The 26,507-nt window shown below is 61.7% G+C and carries 15 protein-coding genes and 1 pseudogene; 8 read left to right on the top strand and 8 right to left on the bottom strand.

Going from position 1 to position 26,507, the window contains the following annotated elements:
• Nucleotides 1-7: 7 nt before the first annotated feature.
• From mscK to N005_RS06490, 3 genes are all read right to left on the bottom strand, one after another.
• A complete protein-coding gene (gene mscK, locus N005_RS06500; protein ID WP_047700446.1) occupies nucleotides 8-3,370 on the bottom strand; it encodes a mechanosensitive channel MscK in 3,363 nt (1,120 codons plus the stop codon).
• 36 nt (nucleotides 3,371-3,406) lie between these two features.
• The gene (locus N005_RS06495; RefSeq protein WP_047700445.1) at nucleotides 3,407-5,149 is read right to left on the bottom strand and encodes a potassium/proton antiporter; all 1,743 of its coding nucleotides are present in this window, start codon (nucleotides 5,147-5,149) and stop codon (nucleotides 3,407-3,409) included.
• 201 nt (nucleotides 5,150-5,350) lie between these two features.
• A complete protein-coding gene (locus N005_RS06490; RefSeq protein WP_052126362.1) occupies nucleotides 5,351-7,009 on the bottom strand; it encodes a methyl-accepting chemotaxis protein in 1,659 nt (552 codons plus the stop codon).
• Nucleotides 7,010-7,266: 257 nt separating this feature from the next.
• On the opposite strand from N005_RS06490, the gene N005_RS06485 reads away from it, so the two are divergent.
• From N005_RS06485 to N005_RS29935, 4 genes and pseudogenes are all read left to right on the top strand, one after another.
• A complete protein-coding gene (locus N005_RS06485) occupies nucleotides 7,267-7,497 on the top strand; it encodes a hypothetical protein (RefSeq protein ID WP_041024593.1) in 231 nt (76 codons plus the stop codon).
• On the top strand, nucleotides 7,494-7,796 hold the full coding sequence (locus tag N005_RS06480; RefSeq protein WP_047700444.1) for a cell division protein ZapA: 303 nt from the start codon (nucleotides 7,494-7,496) through the stop codon (nucleotides 7,794-7,796). Before N005_RS06485 ends, N005_RS06480 begins: the two co-directional genes overlap by 4 nt.
• A gap of 102 nt (nucleotides 7,797-7,898) precedes the next feature.
• Nucleotides 7,899-8,969, top strand: a pseudogene (locus N005_RS29940) (cache domain-containing sensor histidine kinase); the annotation flags it as partial.
• A 21-nt stretch (nucleotides 8,970-8,990) separates the two neighbouring features.
• Nucleotides 8,991-9,836 carry a methyl-accepting chemotaxis protein gene (locus N005_RS29935; protein ID WP_408003360.1) on the top strand — a complete coding sequence of 282 codons (846 nt, stop codon included), beginning with the start codon at nucleotides 8,991-8,993 and terminating at the stop codon, nucleotides 9,834-9,836.
• A gap of 264 nt (nucleotides 9,837-10,100) precedes the next feature.
• Here N005_RS29935 and N005_RS06470 read toward each other — a convergent pair whose 3' ends face one another.
• Nucleotides 10,101-11,903 carry an acyl-CoA dehydrogenase gene (locus N005_RS06470; RefSeq protein WP_047700442.1) on the bottom strand — a complete coding sequence of 601 codons (1,803 nt, stop codon included), beginning with the start codon at nucleotides 11,901-11,903 and terminating at the stop codon, nucleotides 10,101-10,103.
• 242 nt (nucleotides 11,904-12,145) lie between these two features.
• On the bottom strand, nucleotides 12,146-16,099 hold the full coding sequence (gene putA, locus N005_RS06465; protein WP_047700441.1) for a trifunctional transcriptional regulator/proline dehydrogenase/L-glutamate gamma-semialdehyde dehydrogenase: 3,954 nt from the start codon (nucleotides 16,097-16,099) through the stop codon (nucleotides 12,146-12,148).
• A gap of 457 nt (nucleotides 16,100-16,556) precedes the next feature.
• Here putA and putP point away from each other — a divergent pair, with 457 nt between their 5' ends.
• Nucleotides 16,557-18,041, top strand: a complete 1,485-nt coding sequence (putP, locus tag N005_RS06460; protein WP_047700440.1) for a sodium/proline symporter PutP — start codon at nucleotides 16,557-16,559, stop codon at nucleotides 18,039-18,041.
• A gap of 146 nt (nucleotides 18,042-18,187) precedes the next feature.
• Here putP and N005_RS06455 read toward each other — a convergent pair whose 3' ends face one another.
• Nucleotides 18,188-18,682 carry a DUF2165 family protein gene (locus N005_RS06455; RefSeq protein WP_047700439.1) on the bottom strand — a complete coding sequence of 165 codons (495 nt, stop codon included), beginning with the start codon at nucleotides 18,680-18,682 and terminating at the stop codon, nucleotides 18,188-18,190.
• 264 nt (nucleotides 18,683-18,946) lie between these two features.
• On the opposite strand from N005_RS06455, the gene N005_RS06450 reads away from it, so the two are divergent.
• The 3 genes from N005_RS06450 to N005_RS06440 all read left to right on the top strand — a co-directional run bounded on the left by N005_RS06450 (nucleotide 18,947) and on the right by N005_RS06440 (nucleotide 22,656).
• Nucleotides 18,947-21,004 carry a type VI secretion system Vgr family protein gene (locus N005_RS06450; protein WP_047700438.1) on the top strand — a complete coding sequence of 686 codons (2,058 nt, stop codon included), beginning with the start codon at nucleotides 18,947-18,949 and terminating at the stop codon, nucleotides 21,002-21,004.
• Entirely contained in the window at nucleotides 21,001-21,732 is a 732-nt protein-coding gene (locus tag N005_RS06445; protein WP_047700437.1) for a DUF4123 domain-containing protein, read from the top strand. Before N005_RS06450 ends, N005_RS06445 begins: the two co-directional genes overlap by 4 nt.
• 84 nt (nucleotides 21,733-21,816) lie before the next feature.
• Nucleotides 21,817-22,656 (top strand): 23S rRNA (adenine(2030)-N(6))-methyltransferase RlmJ, encoded by an 840-nt coding sequence (locus N005_RS06440; protein ID WP_047700436.1) that lies wholly within the window; start codon nucleotides 21,817-21,819, stop codon nucleotides 22,654-22,656.
• A 277-nt stretch (nucleotides 22,657-22,933) separates the two neighbouring features.
• On the opposite strand, the gene msrA is transcribed toward N005_RS06440, so the two are convergent.
• Together msrA and N005_RS06430 are read right to left on the bottom strand one after the other, a co-directional pair.
• Nucleotides 22,934-23,581 (bottom strand): peptide-methionine (S)-S-oxide reductase MsrA, encoded by a 648-nt coding sequence (msrA, locus tag N005_RS06435; RefSeq protein ID WP_024779845.1) that lies wholly within the window; start codon nucleotides 23,579-23,581, stop codon nucleotides 22,934-22,936.
• Between the two features lie 135 nt (nucleotides 23,582-23,716).
• The gene (locus N005_RS06430; RefSeq protein ID WP_047700435.1) at nucleotides 23,717-26,410 is read right to left on the bottom strand and encodes a putative bifunctional diguanylate cyclase/phosphodiesterase; all 2,694 of its coding nucleotides are present in this window, start codon (nucleotides 26,408-26,410) and stop codon (nucleotides 23,717-23,719) included.
• Nucleotides 26,411-26,507: the final 97 nt, after the last annotated feature.

The raw sequence follows: 26,507 nt of genomic DNA, 5'->3' as shown, positions 1-26,507 counted from the left end.
CCGCGCGTCAGTCGAGTGTGTCTTGCGGCGGCTCTGGCACCGGCTTGATGCTGGCTACGGTCGAGGGCACGGGCGTGATGGTTTTCTTCTCGGGCTCGGCGGGCACCAGCTTGTATTCCTGGCCGCTGAGGTTCTTCAGGTAGATTTCCATCTGCCGGAAGGAGATGTTGATGTGCTCCTTCTTGAACTCACGGTTGATGAAGCGGTTGATCTCGTCCAGCACCGGGTTACGGTCGCCGAGATCGCGCACATGCATGCGCAACTCGTGGTCCAGGGTACTCTCGCCGAAGTTCAGGAAGTACACGATCGGTTCCGGTTCCTTCAGTACCCGCGGGTTGTCGCGGGCAGCCTTGAGCAGCAGTTCCCGGACCCGATCCAGGTCCGAGCCGTAGTCCACGCCCAGTTTCAGGGTTACCCGGGTGACCGTGTCGGTCAACGACCAATTGATCAACTGCCCGGTAATGAAGGTCTTGTTCGGGACGATGATGTCCTTGCGGTCGAAGTCGGTGATGGTGGTCGCACGGATGCGGATCTTGCTGACCGTGCCCGACAGGTTGCCGATGGTGATGGTGTCGCCAATCCGTACCGGGCGCTCGAACAGGATCATGATCCCGGAAATGAAGTTGGCGAAGATCTCCTGCATGCCGAAGCCCAGGCCCACCGATAGCGCAGCCACCAACCATTGCAACTTGTCCCAGCTCACGCCCAGGGTGGACAAGGTGGTGACGAAGCCGACGCCGGCGATCACGTAGGACAGCAACGTGGTGGTGGCGTAGGCGCTGCCCTGGGCCAGGTTCAGCTTCGACAGCACGAACACTTCCAGCAAGCCGGGCAGGTTGCGCGCCAGGGCGAAGGTGATGCCGATGATGATCAGCGCGCCGAGCAAGTCGCCGATGCTGATGGGCACCATGCTCATGTTGACGCCGGTGCCGCTGGTGTATTCGTAGAGGGTGATGTTGTCCAGGTACGAGAACACGCTGATCAGGTCCGACCAGACCCAGTACAGCGCGGCGATGAAGCCGCCCAGCAGGGCCAGGCGAATCAGGCGCAGGGACTGTTCGTTGACCTTCTCGATGTCCAGGGTCGGCTCCTCGACCACGGCTTCGCCATCGCCGGCTTCCTTGGCCGCCTGGCGCTTGGCCAGGGCGCGCTGGTAGGCCAGCCGTCGGGCCGCTACCGACAGGCCGCGTACGAAGGTGGCCTCGATCACCAGCCAGAACATCAGCAGGTACAGGGTATTGATCAGCCGGTCGCTGAGCTTCAGCGCGGTGTAGTAGTAGCCGAAGCACACCGCCACGAACAATGCGATGGGCAGTGCGGTGAAGATCACCCCGACGGCCCTGCGGAACAGGGAGGCGTTGCGGTGTGTCGGGCTGCTGAGCAGCAGGCGGCTGAGCAACCAGGCCATCAAGGCGTAGCAGGTCAGGACCACGGGCATGCCCAGTACGTCATCGGCCAGTGTCGAAGGCTGCAACTCGGCTACCGCCACCACGGCGACCAGCGCCAGTACCACCAGCCCGAGTCGACGGATCCAGCCCTGGAGGAATTCGACCTGCGGTTTCTCCCAGCGGAAGTGCAACTCGGCCACGCCGCCGGGTGCCAGGATGCGATAGGCGGTATAGAACACCAGCCAGGCCTGGCCGATCTGCAACAGGGCTGCGCCAAGGTTGGCGTTCTGGCCGCGGGCATCGATCTGCAAGGCAAGGCCGCACAGTGCCAGCCCCAGGGCGACCGGCATCGCCAGCAGGATGTTGATCAGGATCGCCTGGGGCGTGTGCCATTGGCTGTCGCGCTTGAAGTGGCCGACGTCCTGGTGAACCTTGTTCAAGCGGGCATAGAGATGCTTGCGTCGCCACAGCAGCGCCCCGATCAGCAAGGCCAAGGGCAGGAACAGCAGCGGCCGCTGTGTCAGGCCGTCGGCCAGTTCGCTGAGGCTCGATGTCCAGGGTAATGAGTCGACCTGCTTTTCCAGGCGCGTCGGCACGCCGCGCATCCATTCGAAATCCAGCGGCTTGTTGCTGGGAATCCAGAACATCTGTTCTTCGAGCGTCGCCCGCAGGTTTTGTGCGGTGCTGAGCAATTGCTTCTGGTTGAGCTGCAGCGTGATGGATTCGTTGAGCACCGCACTCAATTCGCGGCTCAGGCGTTCCAGCAGGTCGATGCGGGTCAGGGCCAGGTCCAGCAGGGTCTTGCGCAATTGCGGCGTGACTTGCTCCGACGGTTGGGACGCCAACAGGCTGTCCACGTAGGCGCTCGGATTGTTCAGCAGCTCCCGTTGCTGGCTGACTTCGAACTGGTACAAGCGGATGTCGGCGATCTGGTCGGCGAGGTTCTGGTCCAGTTTCAGGCGCGGCAGGGTCTGGCGCTGCTTGTAGAGGATCTTGGAGAGCAACAGGCTGCCTTTGAGCACACTGATCTGTTCGTCCAGGGCCGCGTCGGTCTGGGTGACGCTGTCCAGCAACTGTTTGGTCTGCAGGTTCTGCTGGGTCACCTCGTTGAGGCGGTCGGTACTCTTGAGCAGGTAGTCGGAGAGCTTCAGGTTAGTCGCGCTTTCGGTTGCCAGCAGGCTGCTGCTGCCGGCCTTCTGGGCTTCGATGGACTGCTGGGTCACCGTCTCCTGGGATTGGGCCAGGCGCTTCTGGTTGATCAGGTTCTGCAGGTCCTGGATTTCCTGCTCCATGCGGGCGATCTTTTCCATCAACAGGTCGTGCTGGCCATTGCCCAGGTCCTGCAGTTGGCTGTTGCCGGCCAGTTCCTGGCGACGCAACGGAATCAGCGCGTTGAGGGCCGCCAGTTCGGCGTTGAACTGGTCGCGTTGTTCGGCGCTGAGGGTCTTGCCGGCGTCCCTGCCGGCCTTGAGGATGTTGTTGATCTGCTGGATGCGGGTCTGGCTGCTGGCGATTTCGGCCTGGGCGCGCTCGGGGCGGGTCTGGGCGGTGATGATCAGGCTGTTGGCATCGGCGAGGGCTTTTTGCAGGTCGCCCTGCTGGGTGGAGCGCTCCGTCAGCATTTGCTCGAGCTGGGGAATCGGCAGGTTGGCATAGCGCTGCGCCACGGGGACCACGGCGGTGTTCTTGAGCCGCGCCAGTTCACGCTGGTTTTCGATGTTCTGTTTCGGTGCGCTGGCCAACTGTTGCTTGAGGGCGAGCAGCTTGCGTTCGTAGTCGGCCTTGCTGGCGAGCTGGGCCAGGGTGTCCTGCAATACGGCTTGCAAGGCTTTCTGGTCGGCTTCCGGCAGCTTGCGGTCGGCAATCTTGTCCAGGCTGGCCTGCACCGAGTCGCTGGTGGGCGGTTCGGCAGCGTGCAGCGTGGAGACGGAAAGACTCAGGCCCAGCAGGGCGATGGCGAAGAAAGAGCGCAGGGTAGGCATAGAGACCGGACGAGCAAATTGAAGAATGGGAGCAGTTTAGAGGAACAAGCCGGGACCCGGGCGACTTCCTTCGGGGAATCTGACGCCCACTTTGCCGATCTTGTTCCCGTCCATGGCCGCGACGGTCCACAAGGTGTTGTTCCAGTCCACCTGGTCGCCGACCACCGGCGCGCCACCGACTTTCTGGGCAATGAAGCGGCCCAGGGACATGTCCGGATCGATGCCGTCCAGCTTCAGGCCGTACAGGGCGGCAACCGCGGCCAGCTGGGCGTCTCCTTCGAGTACGAAGTCACCGAAGAAGCGCAGATCCAGGCCCCGTTGCGGCGCCTGGCTGAAGAGTTTTCCAAGGGCCGGCAGGTCATGTTCATGACCGATCACGCAGAGCAGATCGTCGGTTTCCAGCACCGTACTACCCGACGGATGGAGCAGTTGCTGGCCACGAAACAGCGCCGCGATACGGGTGCCATCGGGCATTTTCAGGTCCCGCAGGGGCGAGCCGATGCACCATTTTTCCGCCCCGAGGCGATAGATGAACAGCTCCCACTCGCTGGTGACATGTACCTCCAGCGCCGCCCGTGAGATCGGCAAGGGTTCCGGCGGGACCGTGACGTGCAGCAACTTGGCGACCCAGGGCAGGCTCGTGCCCTGGACCAGCAGCGATACCAGCACGATAAAGAACGCCAGGTTGAAATAGAGCTGGGCATGGGGCAGGCCGGCCATCAGCGGGAACACCGCCAGGATGATCGGCACCGCGCCACGCAGGCCGACCCAGGAGATGAAGGCTTTCTCGCGACCATGGAAGGCCTTGAAGGGCAGCAGGCCGACGATGACCGACAGCGGCCGTGCGAACAGGATCATCCACAACGCCAGGCCCAGGGCGGGCAGGGCGATCGGCAACAGGTCGTGGGGCGTCACCAGCAGACCCAGCACCAGGAACATGCCGATCTGTGCCAGCCAGGCCATGCCGTCGAGCATGTGCAGGATGCCGTGGCGGCTGCGCACCGGGCGATTGCCGATGACCAGGCCGCACAGGTACACCGCCAGGAAGCCACTGCCGTGCAGGGCGTTGGTCAGGGCGAACACGGCCAGGCCGCCGCTGATGACGAGAATCGGGTAAAGGCCGTTGGCCAGGTTGATCCGGTTGACCAGTTGCAACATCAGCCAGCCGCCGCCCAGGCCGAGCACCGCACCGATGCCGAACTCACGCACCAGATGCCCCACCAGGCTCCATTCCAGGTCGGTCTGGCCGCTGGCGAGCATGCCGATCAGGGTCACGGTCAGGAACACCGCCATGGGGTCGTTGCTGCCGGACTCGATCTCGAGGCTGGCGCTGACCCGCTCGTTCAGGCCTTTGCCGCCCAGCAGCGAGAACACCGCCGCGGCATCGGTCGAGCCGACAATGGCGCCGATCAGCAGGCCCTGGATCAAATTCAGATTGAACAGCCACGCCGCCGCCAGACCGGTCAATCCGGTGGTGATCAACACTCCGACCGTTGCCAGCGACAGCGCCGGCCACAAGGCCACTCGGAAACTCGAGACCCGCGTACGCAATCCACCGTCCAACAGAATGACGGCCAGCGCGAGGTTACCGACCAGATAGGCCGTGGCGTAGTTGTCGAAAAGAATACCGGCCCCATCGACGCCGGCGACCATGCCCACGGCCAGGATGATCACCAGGATCGGGATGCCCAGTCGGGAAGAAAGAGAACTGACCAGGATGCTCGCACCCACCAGCAACGCGCCGATCAAGAACAGGCTGTTGATGGTCGTCGCAGTCAAAGGCAGTACTCCGGGAAAACTGAAAGACGGGCACAAACTGACCATGCAGTCTGCGTGCCAGCGATTCTAACCTGTTGAAATGCGATGCTGTCAAAAAAGCTTTTGGGTTTCAAAGCCGTTGTGCCCTGAGCGGGGCCTGTGGCGAGGGAGCTTGCTCCCGCTCGGCTGCGAAGCAGTCGTTAAATGGTGAGCGTACATCAGCTACAAACGTAGGGATTTGATTGGGGGCCGCGCCGCGGCCCAGCGGGCCGCGGCCAGGCGCGACAAGTCCACCGCCAGGCGCGACAGTTCGGCACTGGCGGCGCTGGTCTGGTTGGCGCCGGTGGCCGATTGCACCGACAGGTCGCGGATGTTCACCAGGTTGCGGTCCACTTCACGGGCCACTTGGGCCTGTTCTTCGGCGGCGCTGGCGATCACCAGGTTGCGTTCGTTGATTTCGACGATGGCGGTGTTGATGGTGTCCAGGGATAGGCCGGCGCCGCGGGCGATGTTCAAGGTCGACTCGGCGCGTTCGGTGCTGTTGCGCATCGAGTCCACGGCCTGTTCCGTGCCGCTCTGGATGCTGCCGATCATGCGTTCGATCTCGCTGGTCGACTGCTGGGTGCGATGGGCCAGGGCGCGCACTTCGTCCGCTACCACGGCAAAGCCGCGACCGGCTTCACCGGCACGGGCGGCTTCGATGGCGGCGTTCAGGGCCAGCAGGTTGGTCTGGTCCGCCAAGCCGCGGATCACATCCAGCACCTTACCGATGTCGCGGGATTCATCCGCCAGGTTGCCAATCAGCGTGGCAGTGCCTTGCACGTCGGCGCTCATGCGTTCGATGGCGCTGACGGTTTCCTGCACCAGGTCCCGACCGTCGCCAGCGGAGGAGGTAGCGTTCTTCGAGGCTTCGGAGGTGCTGACCGCATTGCGCGCCACTTCTTCCACGGCGCTGGTCATTTCATTGACCGCGGTGGCGGCCTGTTCGATTTCGTTGTTCTGCTGGGTCAGGCCACGGGCGCTTTCGTCGGTGACGCTGTTGAGCTCTTCGGCGGCGGAAGCGAGTTGGGTCGCCGAGCCGGAGATCCGCTGCAGGGTATCGCGCAGTTTTTCCTGCATGGTCGCCATTGCCCGCAACAGGCGACCGGCTTCGTCATTGCCATCCACGGTGATCGGCCGGGTCAGGTTACCCTTGGCGATTTCTTCGGCGGCACCCAGGGCGCTGCCAATCGGGCGGGTGATGCTGTTGGTCAGCAGCCAGGCGAACAGCAAGGTCAGGCCGGTGGCGATGACCAGCAGAACGACGACCCAATTGAAAGCGGTCGAGTACTGTTGCGTAGCGCCTTGGTTGAGCGCTTCGGCTTGCTGATTGTTGATCTCCATCAAGCGGTTGATGACGACATTGATGGCGTCGGAATTGCTCAGCAGCTCAGTGTTGAGCAGGGTGCGCAATTCATCAATCTGATTGTTGCGTGACAGCGTCTTCATCCGTTCTTCGAGCTGACGATACTGACCCAGCAGTTGCACGTACTGGTCATAAGCGGCCCGCTCTTCAGGGGCGCTGATGAGTTTTTCATAGGCGGTCTGGGCCGCGCGGATCTGTTGGTTGCGCTGTTCGAACAGCTCGAAGGTTTTCTGTTGGATATCCGGCTCGCGGTTGACCAGCAAGCGATAGGACAAGACGCGCAGACGCAGGGTGAGCTGGGTGAATTCGTCCAGGGCCTGGATGCTGGGCACGCTGTTCTCGACGATGTTTTCACCGGAGCTGCGGATTTTGCTCATCTGGGTCAGGGCGAACACCCCGAGCGCCAGCATCAGGGCGCCGATCAGGGCAAACCCCAGGAACGCCCGCGGCGCGATATTCATATTACGTAGGGACATGGAAGGTACCGGGAAGAAGCGCGTCCGTGCGGGCTGTGGCTGGTGTCACTGACTTATCGGTCATGGGGTTGAAGTCTTGAGGCCGCTGCGTGCTTTTGTCGCACAGTCGCATCGTCGGTGCGACGAAGGGCAGGAACCAGATTCCCCATTCGCAGTCTCTACAACTCGCCAGCGAAGCACCGTCGTCCTGCAAGCCATGGCATCGGCGGTGACTTTTCTTTATCGTACGCGCCCCCTGAAAAAGCCTGGAAATCAATATGTTGGAAACATCCCTCAGCCAGCTGGAGCAACTGGTCAATGACCTGGTGCAACAGAATCGTCACCTCACCGGCCTGAACGAAACCCTGAGCGCGGAACTTGCCAGGGCCAAGGATGAAAACGAAAGCCTGCAACTGAGCCTGATGGAACAGGAAGAACTCCACGGCACTACCGCCGCCCGTATCCAGGCATTGATCGAGCGGGCCAGCACCGGTCCTGTCAGCGCATGAGGCACGGCGCCGATGGGGTGACGGTGATCTCGATCCTGGGAGAAGACTATTCGATCAAGGCACCGGCCGGGCAGGAACAGGCCCTGCTGGACGCCGCTGCGATGCTCAAGGCTGCCCTGGCCGACACCAAGAGAAAATACCCGACGCTGATCGGTGACCGTCTGTTGGTATTGGCAGCAATGAACCTGTGCTCGCAGCAGATGGAAATGCAGAAGCGGCATCAGGCAGAGCTCGATCGTTACCAAGAGCAGGTCAGCGCCACGGTCGATGTCATCTCCAAGACCATCCAGCAAGCCTGAAAATAATATGAGTACACCCAGGCAGTAGATTGTCGATAAGTTTGTATACAATCGGCATGGCTGTTGCAGCGTTTCCAGCATCTTATTCCCTGGGGGTGCTTCATGTGGTTCTGGCGACGCAGTATTCAGTGGCAGTTGATCCTTGGCATGGGCACCGCCCTGCTGGTGAGTATTCTCATCGTGGTTGGCGTTTATACCCTCGTGGTCAATCGCCTGGCCCAGCAGTACCTCGTGGAGCAGGCGTTGCCGTCGAGCATCGAAGCGACACGCAATGACATCGAGCGAATTCTGGTCCAGCCGTTGACGGCCGCCAAGGACATCGCCAGCAACAGCATGGTCAAAGAGTGGCTGGCCGGGGGTGAGGACAGCGCAGCTACAGCCGGCTTCGTGCGTTATCTGGAAGGTATCCGCGCTGGGCATAACGCCTTTACCGTGTTGATCGTAGGCGCCAATTCCGGTCGCTACTACACGGAAAAAGGCCTGGACCGGACCCTTGCCCGGAGCAACCCTTCCGATGGTTGGTTCTACTCCTTCCTGGATGGCAACCAGCCGCGCACCCTCAATATCGACAGTGACAGCGCCACGGGTGAGTTGACGTTGTTTATCGACCTCAAGGTCGAGCAGGCCGGCAAGGTTGTCGGCATTGCCGGGCTTGGCCTGCGGCTCAAGGCATTGTCGCAACTGATCGAGAACTTCAGCTTTGGCGAGCGCGGCAAAGTCTATCTCGTGCGGTCTGACGGCCTGATCCAGGTTCATCCCGAAGCCCGGTTCAGTGGCAAGCGTCAATTGTCCGAACAGATCGGTGCCCCCGCCGCGCAGGCAGTCATGGGACAAAAGGGGCTTGCCAGCAGCACATTCGTGCGCGACGGTGAAGACTTCCTCGCCTTGAGCCTGCCGCTGCGTGATCTGGGCTGGACCCTGGTGGCCGAAGTGCCCCAGTCGCAGATCTATGCCGAGGCCCGTCGCGCCATGTGGATGAGCTGTTTTATCGGCCTCGGAGTGGCATTCATATGCCTGCTTCTGGTGGTACTGCTGGCTCGCGGATTGATCCGTCCGATTCGCCAGGTAACAGCGGCGCTGGTTGCGATCGGTAGCGGTGGTGGAGATTTGACCCACCGGTTAGATTCCAGTCGTGCCGACGAGCTGGGTGACCTGGCGCGAGGTTTCAATCGCTTCCTGGAAAGCCAGCGGGGCATGATCGGTGAAGTGCTCGCCACCAGCGAGCGCCTGCGCACGGCTGTCGGCCAGGTAGCGCTTGTGGTGGACAACACGGCCCAGCGCTCCGGTCGGCAGCAGGAGATGACGGACATGGTTGCCACTGCCGTTCACGAAATGGGCCTCACGGTGCAGGAAATCGCCCAGAATGCAGGCAATGCTGCTGTAGCGTCTCAAACCGCCCGGGATGAAGCGTTGCAGGCCCGGGAGGTGGTGGGCGGTTCGATCCGGCATATTGAAAGCATGTCCGATGAGATCGGCGTTGCGGCGGCGGCCGTGGGGGAACTGGCGGATCAGGTAGCGTCCATCGATCAGGTGCTGGCGGTGATTCGCGGTATTTCGGAGCAGACCAACCTGCTGGCACTGAACGCGGCCATCGAAGCCGCCCGCGCCGGGGACATGGGGCGTGGCTTTGCCGTCGTGGCCGATGAAGTCCGCACCCTGGCGCGACGGACCCAGACGTCCACCGATGAAATCCAGCAGATCATCGGCAGCCTCAAGCAAGGGGCGGAAAATGCGGTGTCGTCGATGCACACCGGGCAAGCGGCTACGGGGACAGGGGTCGAATCGAGCCAACGTACCGGTGTTTCGCTGACAGCCATTACTGGGCAGGTCGAGCGCATCAGCGACATGAATCATCAGGTGGCGACGGCTACTGAAGAGCAGTCGGCGGTGACTGAGGAGATCAACCGCAACGTACAGGGGATTTCTGACCTGGCTCGGGCCACGGCTGGAGAGGTCAGGGCTTGTCGCGAGGATTGTCGGACCTTGCAGCGCCTGGCGGATGATCTGGCTCGGCAGATGGGAGGCTTCAAGTTGAGTTGAGAGGGGGCTCCGGTTCCTATTGTGGCGGGCTTGCTCGCGAAGGCGGCCGATCTATTTCTCCCGGCCGTAGCCGGTCCATCTGTGGGAGCGAGCCTGCTCGCGATGGCGTCCTGACAGCCGACGTCTCTCTTTCGGCTGTACGCCGGCCCAATTGTGCCGGGCTCCGACCATTCCCACAGATGTAGGTCGGGTGTCAGGCCGCCATCGCGGGCAAGCCCCACAATGGATTGGGTGTAGCCGGGGGAGAAATAGTCCGGCCCCGGCTCAGAACCACTCGTCCCGCATCGCCAGGCACGTGTCGTCCCGTGTCTCGAGCAGCGCCAGTTCATGATGGCAACCGGGCACTTCCCACGTCAGGAAGTACCGCGCCGCTTGCAGCTTGCCTTGATAGAAATCGCTATCGGCTGCGTTGCCCCTGGCGAGGCCTTCCTCGGCACGGATCGCCTGCTCCAGCCAGCGCCAGCCGATCACCATGTGGCCAAACACCTTGAGGTACAGCGCCGAATTGGCGAGGCTGCTGTTGACCTTGCCTCGGGCCAGGTCGGTCAGTAGACCAAGAGTCACTGATTGCAGACGTGCCACCAGGGCTTCCAGTGGCTGACGCAGGGGCGTCAATGATTCGTACGCCTGGGCGCGTTCGGTGGTGTCGGCCACCAGGCGGATCAGTTGCTTGAGCCCGGCGCCGCCGTTCTGCGCCAGTTTGCGTCCCAGCAGGTCCAGGGACTGGATGCCGTGAGTACCTTCGTGGATCGGGTTCAGTCGGTTGTCGCGGTAATACTGCTCGACCGGGTACTCGCGGGTGTAGCCATGCCCACCGAGGATCTGGATCGCCAGTTCGTTGGCCTTCAGGCAGAACTCCGACGGCCAGGATTTGACGATCGGGGTCAGCAGGTCCAGTAGCTCATGGGCGCGCCTGCGCTCGGCCTCGCTTTCAAGGGTGGTGGTGTCGTCGAACAGCCGCGCCGCATACAGGCCCAGATCAAACGAACCTTCAACGTAGGCCTTCTGGGTCAGTAGCATGCGGCGTACGTCGGCATGCTGGATGATCGCCACGGGCGCGGTGCTCGGGTCCTTGCTGTCTGGTACCCGGCCCTGTGGGCGTTCGCGGGCGTAGTCGAGGGAATACAGATAGCCGGCGTAACCCAGCATCACCGCGCCCATCCCGACACCGATCCGGGCCTCGTTCATCATCTGGAACATGTAGCTCAAGCCGTGGTGCGGTTTTCCCACGAGGTAGCCGACACATTCGCCGTTGTCGCCAAAGTTCAGCGCCGTGGAGGTGGTCCCGCGCCAGCCCATCTTGTGGAACAACCCGGCCAGGAGCACGTCGTTGCGCTGGCCGAGGCTGCCGTCGTCGTTGACCAGGAATTTGGGCACGATAAACAGTGAGATGCCCTTAACACCTGGCGGTGCGTCCGGCAGTTTTGCCAGGACCATGTGCACGATGTTTTCCGACAGCGGATGATCGCCTCCGGAAATGAAGATCTTGTTGCCCTTGAGTCGATAGGTGCCGTCGGACGCCGGCTCTGCACGTGTACGAATATCCGCTAGCGAAGAGCCCGCGTGGGGTTCGGTCAGGGCCATGGTGCCGAAGAAGCGACCCTCGATCATCGGCTGCAGAAAGCGGCGTTTCTGCTCCTCGTCGCCAAAGCTCTCGATCAGGTTCGCCGCGCCCATGGTCAGGAACGGATAGGAAGTCGATGCGGCATTGGCGGATTGAAAATGGGCAAAGCAGGCCTGGGACAGCAACGTGGGCAGTTGCATGCCTCCAGCCTCGAAACTGCGCGCGGCGTTGAGGAAGCCGGCCTCCAGGAAGGCATCCACAGCCGGTTTCACCTCTGGAATGAGGACGGCCTGGCCGTTTTCGTAGCGCGGTTCGTTTTCATCGTTCTTGCGGTTGTGGGGCGCGAAATACTTCTCGGCGATGCTGCGGGCCGTACCGATGGCCGCATCGAAGGTTTCGCGATTGTGCTCGGCGAACCGCTCGCGCTGGGTCAGGCCCTCGGCATCGAGGACTTCATACAGCTCGAAAGCCAGATTGCGGGAACTGAGCAACGTCTCGGACATGGCGGCCTACCTTTCTTTGGAATGGGGCCGAGTCTAGAACCGGAAATAGAGGCTGAACAGGATGATTGATGGCAGTGATGGAGAGGTGAGGGCGACACTAATCCCATGTGGGAGCGAGCCTGCTCGCGATGGCGGCCTGTCAGTCACATCTGCTTCGGATGTGACTCCGCTATCGCGAGCAGGCTCGCTCCCACAGGGGCTGTACAGGCTGAGTAGCTATTGCGGCCACCCAGCCTATTGCGTTAACCGATGGTCATCAGGCTGGCGTTACCGCCCGCCGCAGCGGTGTTGACGCTCAGCGCCCGCTCGATCACCAGGCGTTCCAGCGCGATGCCGGTTTCGCCCTGGGACAGGCCATGGACCCCGACGATGGCGCCGGCGCGCTTGGCCACTTGCTGGCAAACACTGCGCAGTTGATCCGAGTCGCCGTGATGCAGGACCGCGTCGTACACCACATCGTCCTTGGTCCAGTCGGATACACGCTGAATGCGCGCCTGGATGTCCTTCGGCAAACGTGCGAACAAGGCCTTGCTCGTGTCGGTTTCCGGCCACACGGCCGAGCCACCCACGGCCAGTACGGCGGCTAGTTGCGTCAGCAGATCGCCTTCCACGTCGGCCAGGCACAGCACGTGCTCGCGCGGCAGGATGGCATAGCTGTTGCGTTCGCCGGTCGGACCGGTCAACTGGCGGGTGATACCGCTTTGCGACTGGGCCGCGAATTGCACGCACAGGGCGCTCAGTTCGGCGAGCTTCTGGCTGTCGGCCCAGGCTTGCAGGGCGGTCAGCGGTTTGCTCATGGCTTCACGCAAGCGCATGTCCGGAGCGTTGACAGCATCGCTACGGACGAAGGACTGCTGGATCGCATCGGTAGGACGTGTCGACAGCAAACGGTACAGGTAAAGCGGACCACCGGCTTTCGGACCGGTGCCCGACAGGCCTTCGCCACCGAACGGCTGTACACCGACCACGGCACCGACGATGTTGCGGTTCACGTAGACGTTGCCGGCATGGACGTTGTCGATCACCTTGGCGATGGTTTCGTCGATACGGGTATGCACGCCCAGGGTCAGGCCATAGCCGGAGGCATTGATCTGGTTGATCAACTGGTCCAGTTCCTTGCGCTTGTAGCGCACCACGTGCAGCACCGGACCAAAGATCTCGCGTTGCAGCTCATCGAAGCTTTCCAGCTCGATAAGCGTTGGCATCACGAAGGTACCGCGCTTGCACTCGTCGCTGTCGGCGATTGCCATCTGGTAAACAGTGCGACCTTTGTCGCGCATGGCCTGGATGTGCTTTTCAATGCCGGCCTTGGCTTCGGCATCGATCACCGGACCGATGTCGACGGACAAGCGTTCAGGATTGCCGAGGCGCGATTCGGCCATGGCGCCCTTGAGCATTTCGATGACACGGTCTGCGGAATCTTCCTGCAAGCACAGGACCCGCAGGGCCGAGCAACGTTGGCCGGCGCTGTCGAAGGCCGACGACACCACGTCGATCACGACTTGTTCGGTCAGGGCCGAGGAGTCGACGATCATGGCGTTCTGGCCGCCGGTTTCGGCGATCAGCGGGATCGGGCGACCCTGGTTGTCCAGGCGGCCGGCGATGTTGCGTTGCAGCAAACGGGCGACTTCGGTGGAACCGGTGAACATCACACCCTTGACCCGCTCGTCGCCCACCAGTCGTGCACCGACGGTTTCGCCACGGCCCGGTAACAGCTGCAGCACGCCTTCCGGGATGCCGGCTTCGAGCATCAGGCGCACGGCTTGGGCGGCAACCAGTGGCGTTTGCTCAGCCGGTTTGGCCAGTACCGGGTTACCGGCGGCCAACGCGGCAGCGACCTGGCCACTGAAGATCGCCAGGGGGAAGTTCCACGGGCTGATGCAAACCACAGGGCCCAATGGGCGGTGGGCATCGTTGCTGAAGTCGTTGCGCGCCTGCACTGCGTAGTAGCGCAGGAAATCCACCGCTTCGCGGACCTCGGCGATGGCGTTGGCGAAGGTCTTGCCGGCTTCCCGGGCCAGCAGGCCCATCAGTGGCTGGATCTCGCCTTCCATCAGGTCCGCGGCGCGCTCGAGGATCGCAGCGCGTTCGGCCGGCGGCGTGGCTTGCCAGATCGGTGCGGCGTTGAGGGCGCACTGGATGGCGTTGTCGACGTCTTCAACCGTGGCTTCCTGCACCTGGCCGACCACATCGCGGTGGTCGGAGGGGTTCAAAACCTGCGCCGGGGTTTCTTCACTGGCGGCGCAACCGAGAATCGGCGCGGCTTTCCAGTCATTGTGGGCTGTCGCCAGCAGGGCGCAGGACAGCGAGGCCAGGCGATGTTCGTTGGCCATGTCGATGCCGCTGGAGTTGGCGCGTTCGCTGCCGTACAGGTCGCGCGGTAGCGGAATGCGTGGGTGCGGCAGGCCGAAGCCGCCTTCCAGGGTCGCCATCTGCTCGATGCTGGCCACCGGGTCGGCTACCAGTTCCTGAATGGAAATCGATTGGTCGGCGATGCGGTTGACGAACGAGGTGTTGGCGCCGTTTTCCAGCAAGCGACGGACCAGGTAGGCCAGCAGTGTTTCGTGGGTACCGACCGGGGCGTACACGCGGCACGGACGGTTCAGCTTACCTTCGGAAACCTTGCCTACAACCTGTTCGTACAGAGGTTCACCCATGCCGTGCAGGCACTGGAATTCGTACTGCCCTGGGTAATAGTTCTGACCGGCGATGTGATAGATGGCCGACAGCGTATGGGCGTTGTGTGTGGCGAACTGCGGGTAGATGACTTCCGGTACCGACAGCAGCTTGCGCGCGCAAGCGATGTAGGAAACGTCGGTGTACACCTTGCGGGTATACACCGGATAGCCTTCCAGGCCCTCGACCTGGGCGCGCTTGATCTCGCTGTCCCAGTAGGCACCTTTTACCAGGCGGATCATCAGGCGATGACGGCTGCGGCGGGCCAGGTCGATGACGTAGTCGATCACATACGGGCAGCGCTTCTGGTAGGCCTGGATCACAAAGCCAATGCCGTTCCAGCCGGTCAGCTTCGGTTCGAAGCACAGGCGCTCCAGCAGATCCAGGGACAGTTCGAGACGGTCGGCTTCTTCGGCGTCGATGTTCAGGCCGATGTCGTATTGCTTGGCCAGCAGGGTCAGCGACAGCAGGCGCGGGTACAACTCGTCCATGACGCGTTCGTACTGGGCGCGGCTGTAACGCGGGTGCAGGGCCGAAAGCTTGATGGAAATGCCAGGGCCTTCATAGATCCCACGGCCATGAGAAGCCTTGCCGATGGAATGAATGGCTTGTTCGTACGAGGCCAGGTATTTTTGGGCGTCATGTTCGGTGAGTGCGGCTTCACCCAGCATGTCGTAGGAATAGCGGAAACCCTTGGATTCGAATTTGCTGGCGTTGGCCAGGGCTTCAGCGATGGTTTCGCCGGTGACGAACTGCTCGCCCATCAGGCGCATGGCCATGTCGACGCCCTTGCGGATCATCGGCTCGCCGCTTTTGCCGATGATACGGCTCAGGGACGAAGTCAGGCCGGCTTCGTTGTGGGTGGCGACCAGTTTGCCCGTCAGCAGCAGGCCCCAGGTAGCGGCATTGACGAACAGCGACGGGCTGTTGCCCAGGTGCGGCTGCCAGTTGCCGGTGCTGATCTTGTCGCGGATCAGAGCGTCACGTGTGCCTTTGTCCGGGATACGCAACAGTGCTTCTGCCAGGCACATCAGTGCCACGCCTTCCTGGGAAGACAGGGAGAACTCCTGCAACAGACCCTGGACAATACCGGCACGACCACCGGCACTCTTCTGATTGCGCAGTTTCTCTGCGATCGACGCCGCCAGCTTGTTGGTGGCTTCGGCCATTTCGGCCGGCAGGCGAGCCTGTTCGATCAGCATCGGCACCACTTCCGGCTCGGGGCGGCGATAAGCGGCGGTAATGGAGGCGCGCAGCACCGATTGCGGCAGGATGCTCTCGGCAAATTCCAGGAAGCACTGGTGGGCGTGGTCGACCTGGACATCGCCAGCATCGTCGCCCTCTGCACGGATCGAGCCGTTCAGCTCGGTCAGGGTTGCACCACCCTCGAGTTTTTCCAGGTAATTGAAAATTGCCTGCTTGATCAGCCAATGAGGCGTGCGATCAATCGAGGTTGCGGCCGCTTTCAGGCGTTCGCGGGTCGGGTCATCGAGTTTGACCCCAAGGGTGGTGGTAGCCATATTTTTATCCTCATGTTTACCACGTACGGCGTGGCATCAGCTGGCGCAAGATTAGCTGTGAGCTGATTGAGGTGCAACCGGGTGCAACCCTTTTTTTGACGAAATATCAAACAGCTCGTCAGGAATAAAACCTCGACATGTCTATCTCGCACTGCCTTAGTGCTTTGGCTTCTAGCCGGACCTGGTTGACTGCACTAAAAGGGAGCAAAAACACCGGTTTTTTTGAGAAAACCGATCAGGTGCAACTGATTTGAGCGAAACTGGTTGCACCTTATTTCGTTTGTTGAATAGCATTCGCGGTCAAGGTGCAACCGGTTCAAGCCGAGGGCATCGGCTGATGGCTTTCCTGGGGAAACATCAGTCATACATTCGCGGGCCTGCAAATCGTCACCATACGTCTTCGTTGTCGACGCTTTCTCTGCCACCGCTACATAAAAACAAAGCCAGGGCGTAACTCATGAGTGTTAGTAATCCAACCCTGATCACCTTCGTGATCTACATCGCAGCCATGGTCCTGATCGGCCTGATGGCTTATCGCTCCACCAACAACCTTTCCGATTACATCCTGGGCGGCCGCAGCCTGGGCAGCGTCGTGACCGCATTGTCCGCCGGTGCCTCGGACATGAGTGGCTGGTTGTTGATGGGCTTGCCCGGTGCCATCTATATGTCCGGCCTGTCGGAAAGCTGGATCGCCATCGGCCTGGTCGTCGGTGCCTATCTGAACTGGCTGTTCGTCGCCGGTCGCCTGCGGGTGCAGACCGAGCATAACGGCGACGCGTTGACGCTGCCGGATTACTTCGCCAGCCGCTTCGAAGACAAGAGCGGCCTGCTGCGCATCATCTCTGCGGTGGTGATCCTGGTGTTCTTCACCATCTACTGTGCCTCCGGCATCGTGGCCGGTGCCCGCCTGTTCGAAAGCACCTTCGGCATGTCCTACGAGACCGCGCTGTGGGCCGGTGCCGCGGCGACCATCGCCTATACCTTCGTGGGTGGTTTCCTGGCCGTGAGCTGGACCGACACGGTACAAGCCACCTTGATGATCTTCGCGCTGATCCTGACACCGATCATCGTGCTGCTGGCCACCGGCGGCGTGGACACCACGTTCCTGGCCATCGAGGCGAAAGACCCGACGTCGTTCGACATGCTGAAGAACACCACCTTCATCGGCATCATCTCGCTGATGGGCTGGGGCCTGGGGTACTTCGGCCAGCCGCACATCCTGGCGCGCTTCATGGCCGCTGATTCGGTCAAGTCCATTGCCAATGCCCGTCGCATCTCCATGACCTGGATGATCCTGTGCCTGGGCGGCACCGTGGCTGTCGGCTTCTTCGGCATCGCCTACTTCTCGGCACATCCGGATGTGGCCGGCCCTGTGACCGAGAATCCGGAGCGCGTATTCATCGAGTTGGCGAAGATCCTCTTCAACCCATGGATTGCCGGTGTACTGCTGTCGGCCATCCTGGCAGCCGTGATGAGTACCTTGAGCTGCCAGTTGCTGGTGTGCTCCAGTGCCCTCACCGAAGACTTCTACAAAACCTTCCTGCGCAAGAGCGCTTCCCAGGTGGAACTGGTCTGGGTCGGCCGCGCCATGGTGCTGCTGGTGGCGTTGGTCGCCATTGCCCTGGCTGCCAACCCGAACAACCGTGTACTGGGTCTGGTGAGCTACGCCTGGGCCGGTTTCGGTGCCGCGTTCGGTCCTGTGGTCCTGATCTCCGTGATCTGGAAAAACATGACCCGTAACGGCGCCTTGGCCGGCATCCTGGTGGGTGCGATTACCGTAATCGTCTGGAAGCACTTCGAGCTGCTGGGCCTGTACGAAATCATCCCGGGCTTCATCTTCGCCAGCCTGGCCATCTACGTCGTCAGCAAGATGGGCACGCCTACCACCGGTATGGTGCAGCGCTTCGAAGCGGCCGAAAAAGATTTCCGCCTGAACCAGTAAGCCTGTTCGGCGGGGCCTTGATGGCCCGCTGAAGGTTGTATCGAGAAACGGCCCGTCGCCAATGGAGACGGGCCGTTTTTTATGCTCGACTGCCCGAGAACACCTCTGGCCCCTGTGGGAGCGAGCCTGCTCGCGATAGCAATGGGTCAGCTCCGATCTGCATCAGGCTGATTGAGAAAGATCAGCACACCCAGCAACGCCATGTAGAACCTGAACGCCGCATCCTGGCCATTCCAGACGTCCGATTGCCACATCAGGAACCATTCGCCACCGACGACCATGAAACCAAAGAACCAGACGAAGAACCCCGCCGTCAGGCCGGCGATGACCCAGCGCTTGGCCTGCGCGAAAACCCTGCTGTCAGCCTTGCGTGCCAACCATAGCTCCAGCGCGCCGTAGCCCAGCAACCCGGCCGTGATCGCTTCGCCGAGGATGATCAGCCAGTAGGCGCCATGCCACATCCATGGCTGAGTGATAGCGCGGTAGCGAGCGGCGTTGTCCGGGAAGGTGGTGTCCATGCTCAGCACGTGCTGGACGAAGTTGAAGTTGGATCGGTAGTCCGTGACGTTATTGAACACCGTCAGGAAGGCGAATGCGGCGAGTGCCAGGGTCATTGCGATTTTTGCGTAACGAGCCGTCATGGGTGCGTCCTTTGCATTTTTGCGACAAAAGGCACGTTAGCACGCCCGCATGCAGTACCGAGGGGCGTCGTGCTGTCAGAAACCGCTGATTCATTCGTACGACGACCGGCCACGACGCGGAACGTGCCTATCGGAAAAAACACCGTACTTTGGCGGCTGTTATCCCTCTGCCTGTAAGGCAAATCTGTTTTTCATGACATCCCATCAACTCTCCGTATGACTCATGCAGAATCCCCCGCCTTTCATTCTGCTGAGATACATCGGATGTTCTCGCCTGCCAACCAACCGCGCTTCACCCTGACGCTCGACAGCGGGCCGAATGAACTCAAGGTGCTTGAGTTCACGGGCCAGGAAACCATCAGCCAACCCTATCGCTTTGACCTGGAACTGGTGAGTGAGCGAGCGGACCTGGCATTGGAAGCGCTGCTGCATCGCCAGGCCTACCTGGCCTTCGATCAGCAGGGGCGTGGCATCCACGGCCAAGTCTACAGCGTAGCCCAGGGCGATTCGGGCAAGCGCCTGACCCGTTACCAGATCAGCTTGGTGCCGCGCCTGGCGTACTTGCGTCACCGTATCAACCGACGGATTTTCCAACACTTGAGCGTGCCGTCGATCATAGCGCGGGTCTTGAAGGACCATGGCATCCAGGGCGATGCGTTTGAGTTCAACCTCGGCGGACAATATCCCGAGCGGGAATACTGTGTGCAATACGGTGAAAGCGATCTGGCATTCATCGAGCGCATCTGTGCCGAGGTCGGTATTCATTACCACTTCCGTCACAGTCCTGACGGCCACCTGCTGGTCTTCGGTGACGATCAGACGGTGTTTCCCCGTTTGCCCGAGTCGACGCGGTATTTGCCAGGCAGTGGCATGGTCGCCGGAGAGCCGGCGATCAAGCGGCTGGCTGTTCGCCTCCAGACCCGGACCAGCGCTGTGACACTGTGCGACTACGATTTCCGTAACCCCAGCCTGCCTTTGCAAACCAGCCTGGACAGCCAGCAGCAACCCGTGCTGGAGGACTATCGCTACCCCGGCCTGTTTTCCGACCGCGATCATGGTCGGCACCTGACCCGGCGCGCCCTGGAGCGTCATGGGGCTGATTTCCGCCTGGCCGAAGGGCGCAGCGACCAATGCGCCCTGGTCAGTGGACATTTCATGCGAATCGATGGGCACCCGCGGGAGCAGTGGAACGACCTGTGGCTCCTGACGCAGATCACCCACCGCGGACGCCAACCGCAAGTGCTGGAGGACATGGTCACAGAGGGCGAGGATGAGTTCCAGGGCTACAGCAATACCTTTCTGGCGACGCCGTGGGACGTTTTCTTCCGGCCGCCGCTGCTTCATGAGAAACCTGCCGCCCACGGTTATCAGCCTGCGGTGGTGAGCGGACCTGTCGACAGCGAAATTCATTGCGACGAGTTCGGACGGGTCAAGGTGCAGATGATCTGGGATCGCGACGGTGAGGGTGACGAGCATTCCAGTTGTTGGCTGCGGGTAGCCACCGGCTGGGCCCATGATCGATATGGCAGTGTGATGATTCCCCGGGTCGGCATGGAAGTCCTGGTGGGCTTCATGGATGGCGATGTGGACAAACCACTGGTGGTAGGTTGCTTGCCCAACGGTGCCAACCCGTTGCCGCTGGATCTGCCGGCGGATAAGACCCGCAGCATATTGCGCAGCCAGAGCAGCCCTGGCGGGGGCGGTTATAACGAGCTGCGCATCGAGGATCGCAAGGGGGCCGAGGAGATCTACCTGCGGGCCCAGCGAAACTGGACCCAGCATGTGCTTCATGACCAGCGCGTGCAGGTCGATCACGAGCGCAGCGTTGTCGTCTCCGGCACGGCACGGCATGAGCTCAAGGCCGAAGAGTTGCGTATCACCCATGGGCGGCGCCAGGTCGAAGTGCGGCAGGACGATCACTTGATGGTGACTGGCGAGCGGCACATCCGCGTGACCAGCCAGGCGCTCAGTGCCAGCCAGCATTTCCATGTCGGCGCTGGTCAGCAGATCGTGCTGGATGGCGGCGCCAGTGCGACCGTCCAGGCCGGTGGGCACTGGATCAGCATCGGCGCGGGCGGGATTTTCAGTAGCGTGCCCATCGAGGTCGGCGGCGGGCCGATGGCGGTGATCCGCGCGACGCCGGGCTCGCCGGATCATCCCGAGAAGCTTGTGGCTGCCGTGGCCGCTCCACTGTCGTTGGCGCAAATCCTCAGCCTGCAAGGCCCGGCGCCGTTCTGCGAAGAATGTGAGCGGTGCAAGGACGGCATCTGTGCACCGTTGTCCAGGTTTTCCAAACCCACTGTTATCCAGGAGCGCCCATGAATACGAGTCAGTCGCCTCAGGCCTGGCTTGGGCAGCACCCGTTGCAAGCATCCGAGCAGCTTTTCGCTATCTTCAGCAATGCCAGCAGCGCCAAGCCGCTGGCGGCCTGGAGGCGCTCGATGGCGTTGGTGCCCGGTCCGATCTGGGCGGACACGCCTTACGCTGACTGGGAGCCCGTCATGCCCTATGTGGGCGCAGTCTCTGTCGACAGTGAGTTTCTTCAATGGGTTGCGACGACCGACTCGCTCGATTGGGGTTGGCTGGCGGTGTCTTCGGTCGGTCAGGAGGTCCTCGTCGAGCATCTGCGTGGGCTCACTCAGGTGCTGTTGCCGGGCGGCCAATCGGCTTTTTTCCGTTTTTGGGATGGGCGTTTCGTGCAGTCCATCCTGCAGTCCGATGACGTCGATGCCGGGCAGTTACTGCCGGTCATCAGTCGTTGCCTGGTCAACGGTCGGGCCCTGGAGATCCTGGGAAATGCCCAGCAGCCGCCACGAACTTTCCCCTGGTGGGAGGTGCCGCCCGCATTGGTGAAAGCATTGGCGGGCAGCACGATGGACTGCCTTCTGGATAACCTGCTCAGGTGGCTGGACGAAGAGCATCCGCAGCTGTCCGAGCGCGTCGATGAGCGCATCCTGCGGCGCAAGGTTGCACATTTTCTTGAAGTACATGGGGCGGTTCAGGGGGTAAAAGGGCAACTGCATGGGTACCTGTTGCAAGAGCTCGGCTGAGCGGATACCTGTGCCCGCTCGGCTGCGAAACCCTGACGTTCGACGTGCTTCGAGGTAAACTTGTCGCCCTTCGCAGGAGCCGCCATGAACTATCGCCACGCCTTCCACGCCGGCAACCACGCCGATGTGTTCAAACACCTGACCTTGACCCGCCTTATCGCGCTGATGGCGCGCAAGGAACAGCCCTTCGCCTACCTCGATACCCATGCGGGCATCGGGTTGTATGACTTGCAGGGCGACCAGGCCAATCGTACCGGTGAATACCTGGAAGGCATCGCGCGCTTATGGAGGCAGGACGATCTGCCGCCGCTCACCGCCGACTACATGAAAGTACTGCACGAGATGAACCCGGACGGACAGTTGCGCTATTACCCGGGTTCACCAGAGCTGGCGCGGCGTCTGACGCGCCCACAGGATCGGGTCTTGCTCAATGAAAAGCACCCCGAGGATGGGGTGTTGCTCAAGGACAACATGAAGGGCGATCGCCGTGTGGCGGTGCATCTGGGCGAAGGTTGGCATGTGCCCCGTGCCTTGCTCCCGGTGGCGGAAAAACGCGGCTTGATGCTGATCGATCCGCCCTTCGAAAAACTCGACGAAATGCAACGCTGCGCCGCCTCCCTCAAGGAGGCCATTGGCCGGATGCGCCAGACGGTGGCCGCGATCTGGTACCCGGTGAAGGATCAGCGGATGCTGCGGCGCTTCTACCAGGACCTGGCCGGCACGGGCGCGCCAAAACTGTTGCGAGTGGAATTGCTGGTGCATCCGCTCGCCACCCCCGACAGCCTGAATGGCTCCGGCCTGGCGATTGCCAACCCGCCGTGGGGGCTGGAGGAGGAATTGCGTGAGCTGTTGCCGTGGCTGTCGAAAAAACTCGGTCAGACCCAGGGTGGATGGCAGATGGACTGGTTGATTGCCGAGCGTTGACCTGGCGAGTTCGATGTTGTCTGGCAGGGCCCTATCGCGAGCAGGCTCGCTCCCACACTGGTCCGGGTGAATCCGGTATCTGCGTCTGAACACAAATCCCCTGTGGGAGCGAGCCTGCTCGCGATAGCGGTGGGTCAGCTTGCATTGATGTTGACTGTGCCGCCGCCATCGCGAGCAGGCTCGCTCCCACATTGATCCGGGTGAGTCGGGTATCAGCGTCTGGACGCAAATCACTTGGGGGGCGGGCTTGCTCGCGAAGCTTTTCGAGGCTGGAAAGTCAGATCGGGCAGGTCACACCCGTCCCGCCAATCCCGCAATAGCCCTCGGGGTTCTTCGCCAAGTACTGCTGGTGGTAAGCCTCGGCGTAGTAGAAGGTCGGTGCTTCGTCGATTTCGGTGGTGATTTCCCCGAGGCCGGCCTTGGTCAGTTCAGCCTGGAACACCGCCTTGCTCTTCTTCGCCGCTTCCAGTTGTTCGGGTTTGGTGCAATAGATCACCGAGCGATACTGGGTGCCGATGTCGTTGCCCTGGCGCATGCCCTGGGTCGGGTTGTGCAGTTCCCAGAACATTGCCAGCAGTTCTTCGTAGCTGACCTTTTCCGGTTCGTAGACCACCAGCACCACTTCGCTGTGGCCGGTCAGGCCCGAGCAGACCTCTTCGTAGGTCGGGTTGGGGGTGAAGCCGCCGGCGTAGCCCACCGAGGTGCTGTAGACCCCTTCACGTTGCCAGAAGCGACGTTCCGCGCCCCAGAAACAGCCCAGGCCGAAAATCGCGAACTCTACATTGCCGGGAAATGGGCCGAGCAGCGGGTTGCCGTTGACGAAGTGTTGATCCGGAACCTTGATCGGGGTTTCACGGCCAGGCAAAGCTTGTTCTTGAGTAGGGAGCACGTTTTTGTTCACCAGAATTTCCGAGCGCAAGACCATTATCAGTCCTCTCAGTCAGATTGAGTTGAGCGAAATAGACCCCAGTGTGCCCAATGCCGATGGGTTAAGAAAGACTGAACTGTGGTGCATTGGGGCTGCGGCGCAGCCCAGCGGGGATAAATCCCCTCGCCACAGTCAGTCTATTGGACCGCGCGGGTAGCGCTTGAGCTTCTCGATCAGCTCCGAGCCGGGGATGGGCCGGTCGAACAGGTAGCCCTGGCCGACATCGCAGCGATGGCGACGCAGGAACGCCAGTTGCTGGGCGGTCTCGACCCCCTCGGCCACTACCTTGAGTTTCAGGTTGTGGGCCATGGCGATCACCGCGGAGGTGATTTCCATGTCGTCCTGGTTGTCCGGGATCTCATGGATGAAGCTGCGATCGATCTTGATGATGTCGATCGGGAATTTCTTCAGGTAGCTCAGGGATGAATAGCCGGTGCCGAAGTCGTCCATGGCCAGGGTCAGGCCCAGGCGCTTGAGCTGGTCGAGCTGCAAGTGGGTGTCTTCGGTGGCTTCCAGCAGCAGGCCTTCGGTCAGCTCCAGTTCCAGCAGCCGTGAGGGCAGTTGTTCTTCCTTGAGGATGCTGGCGATCGAGGCCACCAGGTCCGGGTCGGAGAACTGCTTAGGCGACAGGTTGATCGCCACCTGCAGGTTGCCCAGACCGGCGGCGGTCAACTGCTTGCTCATGCGGCAGGCCTGGCGGGCGATCCACTTGCCGATGGGGATGATCAGGCCGGTTTCCTCGGCCACGCTGATGAACTGGTCCGGCCGGATCATGCCTTTTTCCGGATGGTTCCAGCGCAGCAGCGCTTCCATGCCCAGCAGGCGACCGCTGCGCAGGCACAGCTTGGGCTGGTAGAACACGTCGAGTTCGTTCTGGGTCAAGGCGCGGCGCAGGTTGTTCTCCACGAACAGCTTGTAGCTGGCCTCGGCGTTCAGTGCTTCGGTGAAGACCTGGACCTGATGCTTGCCGTTGGCCTTGGCCTTATGCAGGGCAAGCCCGGCGTTGCGCATCAGAGTCTGGGGATCGCGGCCATGCAGCGGGGCGCAAGCCAGGCCCACGGAGCCGGTCACGCTGATCAGTTGGTTATCGACGAACATCGGCTTGTCGAGCGTCATCAGCAACTGGCTGGCGACCTGTTGCCCGGCCTCCAGGTCGGTGTCATCCAACAGCACGGCGAATTCGTTACTGGCGAAACGCGCCAGGCTGCCGCTGGGGCTCAGGCTGTTGCGCAAGCGCCGGGCCAGGCTGATCAGCAGTTTGTCACCGGTCTGGTGGCCGAGGCTGTCGTTGATGCGTTTGAAGTTGTCGATGTCCACCAGCAGCAGGCTGATGGGCGAGTCGCTGTCCCGGGCGAAGCGTTCATCAAGGTTGCGAATGAACGCCGGACGGTTGCCCAGGTTGGTCAGGTTGTCGGTGTAGGCCAGGCGTTCGATGCGCTGCTGGGCCAGCTTGGTCTGGGTAACGTCTTCGTAGATGCCGATGTAGTGGGTCAGCTCGCGGTTGTCACCGTAGACCTTGGAGATCGACAGTTGGCCCCAGTAGGGTTCCAGGTTCTTGCGCCGACTCTTGAACTCGCCTTGCCAGCTATTGCTCTGGGCCAGGGCCGAGGGCGCGTCGAACAGCAACTCACTGAGGTTTTCCAGGGCCGGCAATTCGGAGAGGCGCTGGCCGTGGACTTCCTCGGTGGTGTATTGCGTGATGGCGGTGAAGCTCGGGTTGACGTACTCCACCACACCGTCGCAGTTGACCAGCAGGAATGCGTTGGCGCTCTGCTCCACGGCACGCTGGAACAAGTGCAGGGCGCTGGTGGCGATGCGGCGGTTGTGGTTGTTGATGACCTGAGCGAACTGGTCCGCCAGTTCACCGGCAAAGGCGATCTCGTCCGACTGCCAGGCACGGGTAGCGCCTACCTGCTCCAGGCACAACACGCCCACGACCTGGCCGTCGATCCGCACGCTGGCATCGAGCATGGCGTTGACGTTGCGGGCGCGCAGGCTTTCAGCCATTTCCCGGGTGCGTGGGTCGCGTATCGCGTTATGGGCGTCGATGGCGCGGCAGGTCTGCAGCGCTTCCATGTAGTCGGGATACTCATTGGCGTCGATCACGTCCGGCCGGAAGTATTCCTGGGAAGCGCGGTTATAGGCGGAGATCGGCACCAGCTTGTCGTCCTCCAGGGTCCAGATGCTGGCGCAATCGATCTGGTAGATGTCGCAGGCGCTGCGGGTGATCAGTTCGGCAGCTTCCAGCAAGGAATTATTGGCGCTGTAGCGCTGGCGGGTGAGCAGCAGGATGAGGTCTTGTTGGGCGCGCACGCGGTCCAGATGCTGCAGCTGCTCCTGCTGGGCGCGCTGGTTCAGCTCCAGGGCGATTTGCAGGCGCGAGTTCTGGGTTTCCAGATCCAGGGCCGGCATCGATGGCTCGTTTTGCAGCAGGTTGTCCACCGCCAGCAGGTAGCCGCGCAGCAGGTGGCGGTTGTGCTGTTTGTACGCTTCACCCATTTCCAGCAGGTTCATGGGGCCCTTGGCGGTGTGAAGCGTATAGCGGATCAGGTAATGCGGGGCCTGGGCCAGTTGCTCTTGGATGGCGTCATGCAGTTGGTAGCGCGCCTCAGGCTCCATCAGGCTGGCGTAGGGCGAGCTGACCAGCGAGCAAAGCTCAACCGCTGGCAGACCGAAGTAACGTTCGCAATTGGGGTCGAGGAACAGCAGTGCCCAGCTCGCTTCATTCAGCCGCTCGAAACGCAGCATACCGAGCCGCGAGGGCACCGGTAACTGCGTCACTACCTCGGCCGCCATACGGCTGGCGGCATCGGGTTGGCTTTTCATGGGGAAACTCGCTTCGAGAATGCTGATCGCGCCGGGCTGACGCCCCTCGTTATCAAGGATTGCCGCAAGGTTGCATCATTGCGACACTGGCTGACAA

This window comes from Pseudomonas mediterranea CFBP 5447 (assembly GCF_000774145.1).
GTDB classification, from domain to species: Bacteria; Pseudomonadota; Gammaproteobacteria; order Pseudomonadales; family Pseudomonadaceae; genus Aquipseudomonas; species Aquipseudomonas mediterranea.
This window is presented reverse-complemented; position numbering and strand designations above follow the sequence as displayed.